The organism is Mesorhizobium sp. 43Arga (assembly GCF_053714255.1).
In genome coordinates, this window is the sequence record NZ_JBSKBO010000005.1 from 161,483 (window position 1) to 175,182 (window position 13,700).

16 protein-coding genes are annotated in these 13,700 nt (G+C 63.5%); 2 read left to right on the forward strand and 14 right to left on the reverse strand.

From position 1 onward, the window contains the following. Positions 1 to 8: 8 nt before the first annotated feature. The 7 genes from ACWGS8_RS18960 to gcvA form a co-directional block, all read right to left on the reverse strand. Positions 9 to 1,487 (reverse strand): mannitol dehydrogenase family protein, encoded by a 1,479-nt coding sequence (locus ACWGS8_RS18960; protein WP_454582359.1) that lies wholly within the window; start codon positions 1,485 to 1,487, stop codon positions 9 to 11. A gap of 157 nt (positions 1,488 to 1,644) precedes the next feature. Then, positions 1,645 to 2,415, reverse strand: a complete 771-nt coding sequence (locus tag ACWGS8_RS18965; protein WP_454582360.1) for an L-iditol 2-dehydrogenase — start codon at positions 2,413 to 2,415, stop codon at positions 1,645 to 1,647. Continuing rightward, positions 2,412 to 3,416: an ABC transporter ATP-binding protein gene (locus ACWGS8_RS18970; RefSeq protein WP_454582361.1), complete on the reverse strand. Its 1,005-nt coding sequence runs from the start codon at positions 3,414 to 3,416 to the stop codon at positions 2,412 to 2,414. The genes ACWGS8_RS18965 and ACWGS8_RS18970 overlap by 4 nt, the downstream gene beginning before the upstream one ends. A 62-nt stretch (positions 3,417 to 3,478) precedes the next feature. Continuing rightward, entirely contained in the window at positions 3,479 to 4,303 is an 825-nt protein-coding gene (locus tag ACWGS8_RS18975; RefSeq protein ID WP_454582362.1) for a carbohydrate ABC transporter permease, read from the reverse strand. A gap of 11 nt (positions 4,304 to 4,314) precedes the next feature. Beyond that, on the reverse strand, positions 4,315 to 5,187 hold the full coding sequence (locus ACWGS8_RS18980) for a carbohydrate ABC transporter permease (protein WP_454582363.1): 873 nt from the start codon (positions 5,185 to 5,187) through the stop codon (positions 4,315 to 4,317). 123 nt (positions 5,188 to 5,310) lie between these two features. Continuing rightward, on the reverse strand, positions 5,311 to 6,621 hold the full coding sequence (locus tag ACWGS8_RS18985; RefSeq protein ID WP_454582364.1) for an ABC transporter substrate-binding protein: 1,311 nt from the start codon (positions 6,619 to 6,621) through the stop codon (positions 5,311 to 5,313). 203 nt (positions 6,622 to 6,824) lie between these two features. Continuing rightward, positions 6,825 to 7,730 carry a transcriptional regulator GcvA gene (gene gcvA, locus ACWGS8_RS18990; RefSeq protein WP_454582365.1) on the reverse strand — a complete coding sequence of 302 codons (906 nt, stop codon included), beginning with the start codon at positions 7,728 to 7,730 and terminating at the stop codon, positions 6,825 to 6,827. Between the two features lie 110 nt (positions 7,731 to 7,840). Here gcvA and ACWGS8_RS18995 point away from each other — a divergent pair, with 110 nt between their 5' ends. Further along, on the forward strand, positions 7,841 to 8,026 hold the full coding sequence (locus ACWGS8_RS18995) for a hypothetical protein (protein WP_454582648.1): 186 nt from the start codon (positions 7,841 to 7,843) through the stop codon (positions 8,024 to 8,026). A 63-nt stretch (positions 8,027 to 8,089) separates the two neighbouring features. Here the strand turns inward: ACWGS8_RS18995 and ACWGS8_RS19000 are convergent, their stop codons facing one another. Beyond that, on the reverse strand, positions 8,090 to 9,049 hold the full coding sequence (locus ACWGS8_RS19000) for a sugar-binding transcriptional regulator (RefSeq protein WP_454582366.1): 960 nt from the start codon (positions 9,047 to 9,049) through the stop codon (positions 8,090 to 8,092). A gap of 239 nt (positions 9,050 to 9,288) precedes the next feature. Here ACWGS8_RS19000 and ACWGS8_RS19005 point away from each other — a divergent pair, with 239 nt between their 5' ends. Next, the gene (locus tag ACWGS8_RS19005; protein ID WP_454582367.1) at positions 9,289 to 9,921 is read left to right on the forward strand and encodes an HAD family hydrolase; all 633 of its coding nucleotides are present in this window, start codon (positions 9,289 to 9,291) and stop codon (positions 9,919 to 9,921) included. Here the strand turns inward: ACWGS8_RS19005 and ACWGS8_RS19010 are convergent. The 6 genes from ACWGS8_RS19010 to ACWGS8_RS19035 all read right to left on the reverse strand — a co-directional run bounded on the left by ACWGS8_RS19010 (position 9,918) and on the right by ACWGS8_RS19035 (position 13,679). Further along, the gene (locus tag ACWGS8_RS19010) at positions 9,918 to 10,685 is read right to left on the reverse strand and encodes a class II aldolase and adducin N-terminal domain-containing protein (RefSeq protein ID WP_454582368.1); all 768 of its coding nucleotides are present in this window, start codon (positions 10,683 to 10,685) and stop codon (positions 9,918 to 9,920) included. The genes ACWGS8_RS19005 and ACWGS8_RS19010 overlap by 4 nt on opposite strands. Before the next feature lie 86 nt (positions 10,686 to 10,771). Then, complete coding sequence (gene ureG / locus ACWGS8_RS19015) at positions 10,772 to 11,413, reverse strand: urease accessory protein UreG (RefSeq protein WP_454582369.1); 642 nt, start codon at positions 11,411 to 11,413, stop codon at positions 10,772 to 10,774. Continuing rightward, a complete protein-coding gene (locus ACWGS8_RS19020) occupies positions 11,410 to 11,850 on the reverse strand; it encodes a DUF3995 domain-containing protein (protein ID WP_454582370.1) in 441 nt (146 codons plus the stop codon). The genes ureG and ACWGS8_RS19020 overlap by 4 nt, the downstream gene beginning before the upstream one ends. Next, on the reverse strand, positions 11,847 to 12,518 hold the full coding sequence (locus tag ACWGS8_RS19025; protein ID WP_454582371.1) for an urease accessory protein UreF: 672 nt from the start codon (positions 12,516 to 12,518) through the stop codon (positions 11,847 to 11,849). Before ACWGS8_RS19025 ends, ACWGS8_RS19020 begins: the two co-directional genes overlap by 4 nt. Continuing rightward, positions 12,511 to 13,077 (reverse strand): urease accessory protein UreE, encoded by a 567-nt coding sequence (ureE, locus tag ACWGS8_RS19030; RefSeq protein WP_454582372.1) that lies wholly within the window; start codon positions 13,075 to 13,077, stop codon positions 12,511 to 12,513. The genes ACWGS8_RS19025 and ureE overlap by 8 nt, the downstream gene beginning before the upstream one ends. Continuing rightward, positions 13,074 to 13,679, reverse strand: coding sequence for a glutathione S-transferase family protein (locus ACWGS8_RS19035; protein ID WP_454582373.1), 606 nt, complete (start codon positions 13,677 to 13,679; stop codon positions 13,074 to 13,076). Before ACWGS8_RS19035 ends, ureE begins: the two co-directional genes overlap by 4 nt. Between the last annotated feature and the right edge of the window lie 21 nt (positions 13,680 to 13,700).

The window sequence follows — 13,700 nt, forward strand, 5'->3', positions numbered from 1 at the left end:
GATAGCTTTCAGAGCTTGCCGGCGATGTAGCGCGTCAGCGTGGCGCGGGCGCCATTGGCCCACAGCATGTTGAGCGCATGGCCGAAGGCCTCGACGAATGCCGTGGCGCGGCCGACATCGCCATAGATGTCCTCCATGGCGAGCCAGGCGGCGGGCGCCTCCTTTGCTGCCCTTGCCGTCGCCTGCAGCCGGTCCCAGCTCGGGTCGTTGGGTTCGATGACGGCGCCGCTGTCTGATGTGCCGAAACAGTAGCGGCACCACAGCGCCGATTCCAGCGCGAGCCCGGCAACGCCCTTTCCTGCCTTCAGGCGGTCGGCGATGGTCGGGATGATGAATTTCGGCTGGCGGTTGGAGCCGTCGAGGCAGAGCCGGCGGATGGTGTCGCCGATCTTGGGGTTGGAAAAGCGCTTCTCGATGAGCTTGTAATAGTCCTCCAGCACCGTATCCGGCACCGGCGGTACCGTCGGGATGATTTCATTATGCTCGAGCTTTTCGAGAAAGCCGCGCACCAGCGGCTCCTGCATCGCCTCATGGACGAAATGGATGTCCATCAGCCCGGCCGGATAGGCGATCGTGGCATGGCCGCCATTGAGGATGCGGATCTTCATCAATTCGTAGGGCGCGACATCCCTGACGAACTGCACACCGACCTTTTCCAGCGGCGGACGGCCATCGGTGAAGCGGTCTTCCAGCACCCATTGCCGGAACGGTTCGCAGAACACCGGCCAATTGTCCTCCAGCCCGAAATCCTTGGCCAGGATGCCGCGCTCGCGGTCGGTGGTGGCCGGCGTAATGCGGTCCACCATGCCGTTGGGAAAGGCGACGTTGCTGCTGACCCAGTTGGCGAGATCCTCGTCGATCAGCCGCGCCAGACCGATGACGCCATCCGAGGTGACATGGCCATTGTGGGGGATGTTGTCGCAGGACATGACAGTGAACGGCACGGTGCCCTCGTCGCGTCGGCGCAGCAGCCCGGCGAGAATGATGCCGAATACCGTTTTCGGCGTGGCGCCGGGCTGCGCGTCGGCAACGATATCCGGATGGGCGGGGTTGAAGACGCCGGAGGCCGGGTCGATAAAATAGCCGCCTTCGGTGATGGTCAGCGAAACGATCTTGATCGCCGGGTCGGCCAGCCGGTCGATGATGCCGGCCGCATCGCCCGGCATCAGGAAATCGATCATCGCGCCGGTGACGCGGGCGCTCATATGGCCTTCATCCTGCTCGACCACCGTGGTCAGCCAGTCCTGCTCTTCAAGCTTGCCGCGCCCGATCTTCTCTCCCTCGAACACGCCTGCGCCGACCAGCGCCCAGTCGTGGCCAACACCTGAATTGAACAGATCGTCGAGATAGACCGCCTGGTGCGAGCGATGGAAATTGCCGACGCCGAAATGCACGATGCCGGCCTTGAGCTTCGAGCGGTCGTATTTCGGACCGGCGACATTGCCGGGCAGGCTGGAGAGGTTTGAAGACGAGAGTTTCACGGTCATCTGTTTTACCCTTTGGCCGGCTTCGGCCTCGTTACTCCGGCCCGCCCCGTCCTCTCGGGAGAGGGTAAGGGACGGCCTATGCCTTGCGAGGCCGATGCGGCCTCCGATATCGGCCTCTGCTCCTCGCGGAGGGACGAGAAGCAGAGGCCGCCCCCCCTCAACTCATCCACTGGCCACCATCGACATTGTAGGTCTGGGCGACGATGTATTCGGCCTCGTCGCTGGCCAGGAAGACGGCCATGCCGGCGAGGTCCTCCGGCTTGCCCATGCGGCCGTAAGGTACCCCTTCGCCGACAAGCCTCTTCTTCTCGCCCTTCGGCCGGTTCTCATATTTGGCGAACAGGGCATCGACCTGGTCCCACATGTCGCTGTCCACGACTCCGGGCGCGATTCCGTTGACGTTGATGCGGTGCTTGATCAGGTCGAGCCCGGCCGACTGGGTCAGCGAGATGACGGCGGCCTTGGTCGCGCAGTAGACGCCGACCAATGGCTCGCCGCGCCGGCCGGCCTGGCTTGCCATGTTGATGATCCTGCCGCCCTTGCCCCGCGCAATCATCGAGCGGGCCGCCGCCTGCAGCATGAACAGCGTGCCGGCGACATTGACCGAGAACAGTTTTTGATAGCTCGCCCGCGAGATCTCGACGATCGGTGCCAGGTCGAACAGAGCGGCGTTGTTGATCAATATGTCGAGGCCGCCTGTCCTCGTCTCCACCGCCTTGATCGCGGCATCGATAGAGGCCTGATCCGTGACATCGAGTTTGACCGCATAGGCCTTGTCGCCGATCTCGGTCGCCGTCTTCTGCGCGGCCTCGAGATTGATATCGGCAATGGCAATGATAGCGCCTTCGCGCGCATAGGCTTCGGCGAAGGCCTTGCCGATGCCACGCGCCGATCCGGTAATCAGCGCCGATTTGCCTTTCAGCCTCACTTCGCCATCGCCTTGCCGTCAGGGCCGAAGCTGTGCAGCTTGGCCTTGTCGGGCGTGAGGTAGATGGTATCGCCATGATGCACGCCCAGTTCGCCATCGGCACGCACCGTCAGCGGGCCGACGCCGTCGGCCTGGACATGCAGGAAGGTGTCGGAGCCCAGATGCTCGGCAACGCCGACAGTGGCCTTCCATTCGCCCGCCGTGGTCGAAATCTGCATATGCTCGGGGCGGATGCCGATGGTCTTGGCGCCATATTTGGCGGCCGGCGCGCCTTCGACCAGGTTCATCTTCGGCGAGCCGATGAAGCCGGCGACGAACAGATTGCGCGGCGTCTTGTAGAGCTCCATCGGCGAGCCGACCTGCTCGATATTGCCGGCGTTCAGCACGACGATCTTGTCGGCCATAGTCATGGCCTCCACCTGGTCGTGGGTGACATAGATCATCGTGGTCTTGAGCTGATGGTGCAGCTCGCTGATCTCCAGCCGCATGGTGCCGCGCAGGGCGGCGTCGAGGTTGGACAGCGGCTCGTCGAACAGGAAGGCCGAGGGCTGGCGCACGATGGCGCGGCCGATTGCGACGCGCTGGCGCTGGCCGCCGGAGAGCTGGCCGGGCCGGCGTTCGAGATAGTTGGTGAGGTTCAGGACGCGCGCCGCGTCCTTCACCTTCTTGTCGATGGTCGCCTGGTCCTCGCCCGCCATCTTCAGCGGGAAGGCGATGTTCTTAGCCACTGTCATATGCGGGTAGAGCGCGTAGGACTGGAACACCATGGCAAGCTTGCGCTTGGCCGGCGCCTCGCCGGTGACGTCGCGGCCATCGATGTTGATGGTGCCGCCGCTGGTGTCCTCCAGCCCGGCGATCAGCCGCAGCAGCGTGGACTTGCCGCAACCCGACGGGCCGACGAAGACGACGAACTCGCCATTCTCGATCACCAGGTCAATGCCTGGAATGATGACGGTCGACCCGAACGATTTGGAGACGTTCTTGAGCGTGATGTTTCCCATGGTTTCCTCCCCGAGGGGTTATTGTCCGACGTTCTAGAGCGTCACGTTAAGTCACGGCTTACTTACTTCACGGCGCCAAAGGTCAGGCCGCGCACCAGCTGCTTCTGGCTGAACCAGCCCATAATCAGAATCGGCGCGATCGCCAGCGTCGAGGCCGCCGAAAGCTTGGCCCAGAACAGGCCTTGCGGGCTGGAGAAGGAGCTGATGAAGGCTGTCAGCGGCGCTGCTTCCGTGGTGGTCAGCCGGATCGTCCAGAACGCCTCGTTCCAGGCCAGGATGATGTTGAGCAGCATGGTCGAGGCAATGCCGGGCACCGCCATCGGCGTCAGCACATAGATGATCTCGTTCCACAGCGAGGCGCCGTCCATGCGGGCCGCTTCCAGGATCTCGCCGGGAATCTCGCGGAAATAGGTGTAGAGCATCCACACCACGATCGGCAGGTTGATCAGCATCAGCATGACCATCAGGCCGATGCGGCTGTCGAGCAGCCCGAAGTTGCGGAAGATCAGGTAGATCGGGAACAGCACCGCGACCGCCGGCATCATCTTGGTGGACAGCATCCACATCAAAATGTCCTTGGTCCGCTTGGTCGGCGAGAACGCCATCGACCATGCCGCCGGAATGGCGACCAGCAGGGCCAGGATGGTCGAGCCGACCGAGAGCAGCACCGAGTTGAAGAAGAACTTGAAATAGCCGCTCTGTGCCTGAACCTCGGAGTAGCTCTCGAACGTCCCCGACGGGATCAGGTTGAAGCCCTGGATCGCCTCCTGTTCCGACTTGAACGAGGTGATGATCGTATAGAGGATCGGGAAGAAGATCAGCAGCGCGACGATCCAGGCGGCTGCCGTCGCGATCGTCTTGTGCTGGGTGGTGACTGCACGGGCCATCTTGTCCTCCCTTATTTGTCCAGGTTCTTGCCGACGGCGCGCATGGCGAAGAAGGCAACGATGTTGGCGAGAATGACGGCGATCACACCGCCCGCGGATGCCTGGCCGATTTTGAACTCCAGCAGTGCCTTCTGGTAGACCAGGAAGGGCAGGTTGGTGGAGGCGTATCCAGGGCCGCCATTGGTGGTGACGAGGATTTCGGCATAGACCGACAAGAGGAAGATCGTCTGGATCAGGATGACGACGGTGATGGCGCGCGACATGTGCGGCAGCGTCAGATAGATGAAGCGGCTGATGAAGCCGGCGCCGTCCATTTCGGCGGCTTCCTTCTGCTCACCGTCGAGCGACTGCAGCGCGGTCAACAGGATTAGCGTCGCGAAAGGCAGCCACTGCCAGGCGACGATGATGATGATCGCCGTCATCGGATGCTGCCCGAACCAGTCGATCGGTTGCGCCCCGAAGAAGCGCGCTATGTCGGCAAAGACCCCGTATTGCGGATGCATGATCATGTTCTTCCACACCAATGCGGCCACCGGCGGCATGACGAAGAACGGCGAGATGACGAGGATGCGGACAATACCTTGTCCCCACATCGGCTGGTCGATCAGCAATGCCAGCAGGATGCCGCCGATCACCGTGATCAACAGCACGCTGATCACCAGCACAAGCGTGTTGAGGATCGATTGCAGGAAAGCCGGGTTGGACCAGAACAGCGCGTAATTCGAAAAGCCGACGAACCCGTCGTGGATCGGATTGAGCGGATTGTACTGCTGGAAGGAGAACCACAGTGTGAGCGCCAGTGGAACAACCATCCAGACCAGCAGCAGCACGACGGATGGCGCCATCATGAAACGGGCAAGCGAACGGGTCTGCTGAGTAGCCATGACGGTCACCCTTCAATGGTCAGACTGAATTTTCAGAAGCGTTGAAGGCGGCCGCCCGAGCTGGGAACTCGGGCGGCCGTTGCCGGTCGAGGAGGCAACCGGCATTCGGCACCGGGAGGAGCCTTACTTGATATACCCGCCTTCGGTCATCGCCGCGGTGGCGGCGTCCTGGGCCTGCTTCAGCGCATCGTCGACGCTCGACTGGCCGGCAAGAGCCGCCGAGAAGAGCTGGCCGACCGTGGTGCCAAGACCCTGGAATTCAGGGATGGCGACGAACTGGACACCGACATAGGGCACCGGCTTGACGGTCGGATGCGTCGGGTCGGCGGCGTTGATGGAGTCCAGCGTCATCTTGGCGAACGGAGCCGCCTTCTGGTACTCGGCATTTGCGTAGAGCGAGGAGCGCGTGCCCGGAGGAACGTTGGCCCAACCTTCCTTCGAAGCGACGAGTTCGGCATAGTGCTTGCTGGTCGCCCACGAGACGAACTTCTCGGCCGCGTCGGCCTTCTTGGTACCGGCCGGGACGGCGAGCGACCATGCCCACAGCCAGTTGCCGCGCTTGCCGAGCCCATTGTCTGGCGCCAGCGCATAGCCGACCTTGTCGGCGACCTTGGATGCCTTGGGATCGGAGACGAAGGAGGCCGCGACGGTGGCGTCGATCCACATGCCGCACTTGCCCTGCTGGAACAGCGCCAGATTCTCGTTGAAGCCGTTGGAGGACGCGCCTTCGGGGCCGTCGGCCTTCATCAGGTCGACATAGAACTGCAAGGTCTTCTTCCACTCGGGCTGGTCGAATTGCGGCTTCCAGTTCTCGTCGAACCAGCGGGCGCCGAAGGAGTTCGACATGGCGGTCAGGAAGGCCATGTTCTCGCCCCAGCCGGCCTTGCCGCGCAGGCATACGCCGTTCACGCCATTGGCGCGGTCGGTCATCTTGTCGGCCGCCTGTTTGATGAAGTCCCAGGTCGGCGCATCGGGCATCTTCAACCCGGCTTTCTCCATCAGGTCCTTGCGGTACATGACGAAGGAGCTTTCGCCGTAGAAGGGCGCAGCATAGAGCTTGCCGTCGACTGAAAGGCCGCCAGCGATGGCCGGGATGATGTCCTTGGCGTCATAGTCGTCGCCGAGCTTGTCGAGCGGCAGCAGCCAGCTCTGCTTGGCCCAGATCGGAACCTCGTAGGTACCGATGGTCATCACGTCATACTGGCCGCCCTTGGTGGCGATGTCGGTGGTGACGCGCTCGCGCAGGACGTTCTCTTCAAGAGTGACCCAGTTGAGCTGGATGTCGGGGTTGGTCTTGGTGAAGTCCTCGGTCAGCTTCTGCATGCGGACCATATCGCCATTGTTGACCGTGGCGATGGTGATGGATTCGGCATGTGCGGCAAAAGCGAGAGCGCTGGCCGACAACAAGCCCAGGGTGAGCGTGCGCAGTTTCATCAAATTCCTCCCATGAACCAAGTTGAGCATTTGCCTTGGCTGTGAGCAATTACTCACTTACGGTGAATTATGTCAAGCCGGATTCGATGCTGCAGCGCAGCACCGGACCTGTCCGATGGACGGACGACGGAAGCCGCATCCGCGCCGATATCAGGCGGCGGGACAGCAAGGCCTGGAGGATTGGATCGGGAGAAAAACGCCTGTCAGCAGGCGATCTCAGCCAGCAGCCAGTCGCGGAAGGCGCGGATTTTCGGCACGTTGCGGCGTGCTTCCGGATAGACCAGCCAGTAGGCGTGGCCGTCGTCGCCGACCAGGTCGAAAGGCTGGATCAGGCGGCCGTCGGCAAGTTCCGCCTTGAACAGCGCCCGGGTCAGGATCGCCACGCCATGGCCTGCGATGGCCGCATTGGCCTCATAGGCCTGCGCGCCCATGCTGCTGCCGGGCCGCTTGGCAAGGTCGTGCGCATGCACGCCGGCCGTCTCGAACCATTGCGTCCACCAGACATCGCCCGGATCGAGGATCGGCAGCTGCAACAGGTCGGCCGGCTCCTTGACCCCGCCAATGCTCGCCGCGAGCTTCGGGCTCAGCATCGGCGTGAAATCGGCGTCGAGCAGCTTGTGGGCCTCCAGCCCCGGCCATTTGCCATTGCCCGAGCGGATGGCGAGATCGACATCCTCGCGGGCGAAATCCGTCAGCCGGCTCGACGTTTCGAGCCGCACGGCAAGCGCCGGATGAGCCATCTGGAACGAGCCCAGATGATGCGCCAGCCAGTTCGAGGCAAAGGTCAGCACTGTGGTGACGCACAGCAGCCCGTCCGCGCCACCCCGCGCGGCGGCATAGGCCTGGCTAAGAATGGCAAAGGCCTCGCTCACCGCCGGCGCCAGTCTCTGGCCGGCTTCGGTCAGCTCGATCTGCCGCGGCCGGCGCAGGAACAGCGGCGCGCCGACACGCTCTTCCAGGACCTTGATCTGATAGCTGACGGCGGCCTGTGTCATGGCGAGTTCCGCGGCGGCCTTGGTGAAGGAAAGCTGCCGCGCCACCGCTTCGAACACCCGGATCGCCTGCAGCGGCGGCAGTTGCGAAACCTGCGGTGAGCTCAGATCCGGCATAAAGGCTCCTTATGGGTCCTTATCGACGTTCGATTGGCAAAGCCGGCCGGCAGGACCGACATTCATTGTCAACCCGTCATTCGGGTCCAGGATAGCGAAGGTTGACGATCATGACCATGGCGCAGCAAAAATGCACTCCCGCTCCGGCTCACCGCTGGATTTCGTGGCTGACGGACGGATTCGGCTGGTTCGCGATCAGAAAAAAGGCGCATCTCGACATCAGGGACCTGTCGCCGCATCTGCAGCGCGACCTCGGTTTCCTCGATGGCAAAGATCCTTTCAGCCGGCATAAATAGACTTGTTGGCTTTATCGCCAGGCAGTCGCGGAGGCCGTATCCGGCAGGCGCCGGAGCGCCCGGTCAGATGCTGGCGAGCAAAGCGGTCGCCGTCCGTTCGTCGGTGATGAGACCATTGACCAGCCGCCGGTTCACGGCCGCCAGGATTCCCGGCAGCTTGCGCTCGCCCATGGCGAGCGCAATGACCAGCGATTTCTCGCGCGACGGCAGCGCTGCCGACGACACCCGGTCGTTGGTGATGCCCTCGATCATGCGGCCTTCCCGGTCGAACACCCAGCCGACGATCTCGGCAATGCCACCAGCTTTTTGCAGGGCCTTCAACTCGCTTTCGGAAATGAAGCCGTCCTCGTAGAGCGGCGCCTTCGGACCGAGGTCGCCGATGCCGATGAAGGTGACATCGGCTTCCGCCGCAAGCGCCAGCGTCGGCTGGATCATCGGTTGGTTGAGCAGCATCTCGCGTTCCTGCGGCGAGGAGGCGATGACCGGCAGCGGCATCGGGAAGGAGCGCGCCTTGACCCGGTCGGCCATGGTGAAGATGACGTTGTAGAAGGCGGCCGACCCGTCCGGCGAAATGTTGCCGGTCAAGGACACCACCTTATGCTGCGGGCATTCCATCGGCGGCAATTGCTCGATCGCCGCCTTCAGCGTGCGCCCGGTGCCGATGCCCATGACGATCGGCGTCGGCGAGCGCAGCCGCCGCTCGATCTCGGCCGCCGCCGCCTCGGCGATGCCGATGGTGGTGGAGGATGAATTGGGATCGCTCGGCACCACTTCGACCAGGTCGAGCGCGAAGCGCGATTTCAGCCGGGCGGCAAGGTCCAGGCAGTTGGCGATCGGATGATCGACGCGCACCTTGATCAGGCCTTCCGACACCGCCAGTGACACCAGCCGCTGCGCCGTCTGCCGCGAAATGCCGAGCGTGGCGGCGATCTGGTCCTGTGTGTTGCCGGCGACATAATAGAGCCAGCCGGCGCGCGCCGCGTCGTCCAGCCTGTTGCTGCCGCTATCCTGCCGGGTATTCACGTCCTGCCTCCCGAAAACCGCTGCTCACAGGAGCGGTCCGCTCCCAGTTTCGCAGGGAACGGCCTCCTGCGCAATTGTCAATCTCAAGGGCAATTGTTTGCGCCTGCGCGGCCGAGATTTCCCCACCGGCAATCTCCGGCTGGAGAAGGCGGAGCGGCTTCGCTTTCCAGTCGCGGAGCGATTCCGACGGTTTATCTCCCGGCGCAAACCCTTTAAGGGGATCGCAAAAGGAGCGCTGCATGACACCGAAGGCGGTTTTCTGGGATATGGACGGCACGCTGGTCGACAGCGAGCCGTTGCACGAGGCGGCTCTAGTGGCGGCGATGCGCAATGCAGGCCTCACGCCGCCCGCCGACCTGCATGAGCGGGTGCTCGGCGTCGCCGCCTGGCCGGTCTACGAAATGATGCGCGACGAGTTCGGCCTCGATCTTCCCTTCGACGACTGGATCATGCGCAAATACGAGCACTATCTGCCGCTGGTGGAGGGGCTGAAACCGCGTCCGGGCGCCATAGAAGTCTTCAATGAATTGCGCGCGCTTGGCGTGCAGCAAGCGGTGGTCTCGAATTCGGACCGGATGATCGTCGACGCCAATCTGCGCATGGTCGGACTTTTTTATCCAGGCATGAAAACGATCAGCCGCAACGATGTGCGCGATGGCAAGCCGCACGCCGAACCGTTCCTGCGCGCCGCCTACCTGGCCGAAGTCGATCCCGCGCAGGCCGTGGCGGTCGACGACAGCTGGCCGGGCGCCATGGCGGGACTGGCTGCGGGCATGAAGACGATCTTCTGGCCGGAAAAGCCGATGGAAGGACCGCCCGGCGCCATCGTCATCAACAGCGCCGAGGAATTGCGGGCTCAGCTCGGGCTCTAATTCCGGTAGACCGGCTCTTCCTCGTCGAGAATGGCCTTCAACTCGGCGAGATGGCGCTCGGCCTGGCCGGGATAGTCGTCCATCTCGCTCGCCGTCTTCTCGGCGATGGCGTCGGACAGCGTGCGTAGCGGCCGGCCGGTCCACAGTGCCTTGATATAGGTCTCGGCGGCGCGCTCGAAATAGAACATGCGGTTGAAGGCATCGGCGACGGTGTCGCCGATCACCAGCACGCCGTGATTGCCCATGACCATGACCTTGACCTTGGGATCGGTGAGAAGCTGCGAGCAGCGCTCGCCCTCTTCTTCGAAGGCCAGCCCGCCATAATGCGCGTCGACGACATGGCGGTTGAAGAACATCGCCGAATTCTGGTCGATCGGCGGCAATGTCGAGTCGGCCAGCGAGGCCAGCACCGTGGCATGGATCGAATGGACATGCATGACGCAGCGCGCATGCGGCACATTGCGATGGATGGCGCCGTGCAGCCCCCAGGCCGTCGGGTCCGGCGCGTTGGGGCCCGACAGCGTGTTCGGATCGTTGGCGTCGATCATCAACAGGTCGCTCGCCTTGATGCGCGAGAAATGCACCTGGTTGGGGTTCATCAGGAACTGCGTGCCGTTCTCGTTGACCGCCAGCGAGAAATGGTTGGCCACCGCCTCGTGCATGTTGAGCCGCGCCGTCCAGCGAAAGGCACAGGCGAGATCGACGCGCTCTTCGTAGAAGGGCAGATTGGTCAGCGTTTCCTTCTGCAGGCGGGCGACGCTCATCGAAAATCCTCCGGTTTTGGCAAGAATGCCGCGACCTACGGCTGCCCGCAACGGGTTTTGGTTGGTGCAGAGGGACCTGATGCCTGTCAGGCCGCCGTGCTGGTGGCGGTGCCGACCCTCAGCCCGCCATGCTCGACGATGAAATCGATAACCTCCTGCAGCCCCCTGCCGCGCGACAGATCGGTGAAGCCGAAGGGCCGCTTGCCGCGCATGCGGCCGGCGTCGCTCTCCATGACGTCGAGGTTCACGTTCACATAGGGCGCCAGATCGCTTTTGTTGATGATCAGGAAATCGGAGCGGGTGATCGCCGGTCCGCCCTTGCGCGGGATCTCCTCGCCCTGGCAGACCGAGATGACATAGAGCGTCAAATCCGCGAGGTCCGGCGAGAAGGTGGCGGCAAGATTGTCGCCGCCGGATTCGATGAAGATGATGTCGAGATCGGGGAATTTCCGGTTGAGCTCGGCGATCGCCTGCAGATTGATCGAAGCGTCCTCGCGGATGGCGGTGTGCGGGCAGCCGCCGGTCTCGACCCCGACGATGCGGTCTTCCGGCAGCGCCTGCAGCCGTGCCAGCATCATGGCGTCTTCCCTTGTGTAGATGTCGTTGGTGACGACGGCGATGGAGAACTCGTCGCGCAGCGCCTTGCAGAGCTTTTCGGTGAGCGTCGTCTTGCCGGAGCCGACAGGGCCGCCAATACCGATGCGAAGGGGACCGTTGGCTTGGGTCATGTCGGGAACTCCATGATGGCAAGGATTGCGAAGCCGAGCCCGATCAGCAGGCACAGCGGCGAATAGTAACGCACATCGAGCCGTGCGAAAGGCTGTTCGGACGCCAGCCGGCGCCACCATGGCGTGAAGCCGGCGATGCCGCGTCCCAGAAACACCAGCCCGATGAGCAGCGAGGTGGCGGCCAGGCCTTCCCTCGGGAACGGCGAGGCAAAGAAGCCGATGAGCGCCAGCGGCCAGAGCGTCGCCAGGCCAAGACAGGCGGCAACGGCGAAACTGGCGAAGGGTGTCGGCATTTCGTCGACCCCGCGAAAGCCGACGACCGCGCGGGCGCAGGAGGCGCCGTCCGTACCCGGCCAGATGCCGCCAATGCCCCAATAGACATGCAGCGCCGTGATCAGCAGCAGGACGAATGAGAGGACAAAGGCGAGAGCGATCATGAACGGAATAGCCGCGAATACTGGGTTTCATGCCTCATCGCCATGATATCGGAGACGAAGGCGCAGCCGCCGAGATCGTCCAATGTCGAACGGGACGCGCGGTCGGCGGTTGAGAGCGCCAACGGCTCGAAGCCGGCCAGCAGCGTGGTGGCCTCGCTCTGGCCGACGACGCCGAGCCTGATCGCCGCCTGGACGAGGTTGGAGAAGAAGGCTTGCAGGAAGGCGGACAGCGCATCCTGCAGCGCAATACCATTGCCGCCGGCAAGGGCGCCGACGGTGACGCAATAAGCGCATTCGGCGGGCAGGCGCGCCAGCACCGGATTGGGCCAGGCGGCGGCGGCTTTCAGGAAGGCAGCACCCTGCAGCATCGTCTCGGTGTGGCGTTCGCGAGAGCCGGCCAGTGCCTCGGCCAATGCGGCGACTTCGTCGAGATTGCCGGCGTTACGGGCGCGGCGCCAGCTTTCGCAAAACAGCACGGCATCGTTCCAGCCCGAGCCCATCTCGACCAGCGTTTCCAGCCAGTTGGCAAGGCTCGCGGCATCGGCAACCAGCCCGTCATGCACCGCGCGCTCAAGACCGTGGCTGTAGGCAAAGCCGCCAACCGGAAAGGCCGGCGACAACCACGCCATCAGCCGCAGCAGGGCGATGCTCGAAGGCTGGTCAGTCATGGTCGTGGTGATGATGGTCGTCGTGGGAATGGCTATGCGAGTGCGAATGGGCCTCCGCATGGCTGTGCGCATGCGCGTGCCCGTGATCATGCCCGCCGGAATAGGCGCCGCGCACCGGCTTGAACGGCTCGGAGACTTCGCGCACCGTGGCGCCAAGCCCCTCCAGCATCGCCTTGATGACGTGGTCGCGCAGGATGACGATACGGTCCGCCTCGATGCCTGCCGCGAGATGACGGTTGCCGATATGCCAGGCCAGTTCGGTCAGATGCACGCCGTCGCGGGCGCGGATGTCATAGACCTCTTCCGGTGCTGCGATGATCTCGACATGGCCGCCATCCTCCAGCACCAGTCGGTCACCATCGTTCAAGGCGACGGGTTCGGGCAGGTCGACCAGCACCTTGCTGCCATCGGACAGTTCTATGGCGCGGCGGCGCAGATGCCGCTCGTCATGCGCAAGGACCGTACGGCCGGATGGCGTCACGGTCCCGGCCTCACCGGCAGACAGCACCGAGACAGCGCGCGGAAATTTGGTGAAGTCGGTGTTGAGGTTGAGCTTCATTTCACGGAACGTCCGTTGGCCTGCGCCCGCGCACGGGCTGGGCGCGAAAGCACCCGGTCGAAATAAGCGTTGATGCGGTCGGACTCGATCGGGAATTTTCCGGCACGGGCCCAGCCGCCCATGTCGCCCAGCAACACGTCGACGGCGGAAAACCGGTCGCCCAGCGCAAACGGCTTGTCGCCAAGCCGGCGGTCCAGCGCCTTGGCTTCCGAGGCGAAATCGTAGGCCGCCGCCGGGCCGACATCGACGCGAACCTCCTTCGGCAGCAGGAAGCGGTGGCGCAATTTGTTCCACAGCGGCGCTTCAAACTCGCTCTGGGCAAAATGCATCCAGGAATCCATCTCGGCGCGGCCGGCAACACCCGGACTAGCGCCCATGCCTTTGTCCGCATGCTTGTCGGCGAGGTAGACGCAGATCGCCGCCGAATCCGTCACCGTCAGTTCATCGTCAATGAGGACCGGCACCTTGCCCGACGGGTTGAGCGCATAGGCTTCCGGCGAGCGCAGTTTGACTTCGACGAATTCATAGGGCTGCCCGAGCTCTTCGAGCATCCAGAGAACGCGGCTGACCCGGGATCCGCGCGATCCGACGGCCTTGTACATGTTAAGATCCTGTCTTTTCCT

Excerpts from the sequence above, each read along its gene's own strand:
- ACWGS8_RS18975 (WP_454582362.1), bottom strand. The coding sequence starts at position 4,303 with ATGGCCCGTGCAGTCACCACCCAGCACAAGACGATCGCGACGGCAGCC.
- ACWGS8_RS18995 (WP_454582648.1), top strand. The coding sequence starts at position 7,841 with ATGACCATGGCGCAGCAAAAATGCACTCCCGCTCCGGCTCACCGCTGG.
- ACWGS8_RS18980 (WP_454582363.1), bottom strand. The coding sequence starts at position 5,187 with ATGGCTACTCAGCAGACCCGTTCGCTTGCCCGTTTCATGATGGCGCCA.
- ACWGS8_RS19010 (WP_454582368.1), bottom strand. The coding sequence starts at position 10,685 with ATGAGCGTCGCCCGCCTGCAGAAGGAAACGCTGACCAATCTGCCCTTC.
- ureE (WP_454582372.1), bottom strand. The coding sequence starts at position 13,077 with ATGAAGCTCAACCTCAACACCGACTTCACCAAATTTCCGCGCGCTGTC.
- ACWGS8_RS19005 (WP_454582367.1), top strand. The coding sequence starts at position 9,289 with ATGACACCGAAGGCGGTTTTCTGGGATATGGACGGCACGCTGGTCGAC.
- ureG (WP_454582369.1), bottom strand. The coding sequence starts at position 11,413 with ATGACCCAAGCCAACGGTCCCCTTCGCATCGGTATTGGCGGCCCTGTC.
- ACWGS8_RS19035 (WP_454582373.1), bottom strand. The coding sequence starts at position 13,679 with ATGTACAAGGCCGTCGGATCGCGCGGATCCCGGGTCAGCCGCGTTCTC.
- ACWGS8_RS19025 (WP_454582371.1), bottom strand. The coding sequence starts at position 12,518 with ATGACTGACCAGCCTTCGAGCATCGCCCTGCTGCGGCTGATGGCGTGG.
- gcvA (WP_454582365.1), bottom strand. The coding sequence starts at position 7,730 with ATGCCGGATCTGAGCTCACCGCAGGTTTCGCAACTGCCGCCGCTGCAG.
- ACWGS8_RS19020 (WP_454582370.1), bottom strand. The coding sequence starts at position 11,850 with ATGATCGCTCTCGCCTTTGTCCTCTCATTCGTCCTGCTGCTGATCACG.
- ACWGS8_RS18960 (WP_454582359.1), bottom strand. The coding sequence starts at position 1,487 with ATGACCGTGAAACTCTCGTCTTCAAACCTCTCCAGCCTGCCCGGCAAT.
- ACWGS8_RS18970 (WP_454582361.1), bottom strand. The coding sequence starts at position 3,416 with ATGGGAAACATCACGCTCAAGAACGTCTCCAAATCGTTCGGGTCGACC.
- ACWGS8_RS18985 (WP_454582364.1), bottom strand. The coding sequence starts at position 6,621 with ATGAAACTGCGCACGCTCACCCTGGGCTTGTTGTCGGCCAGCGCTCTC.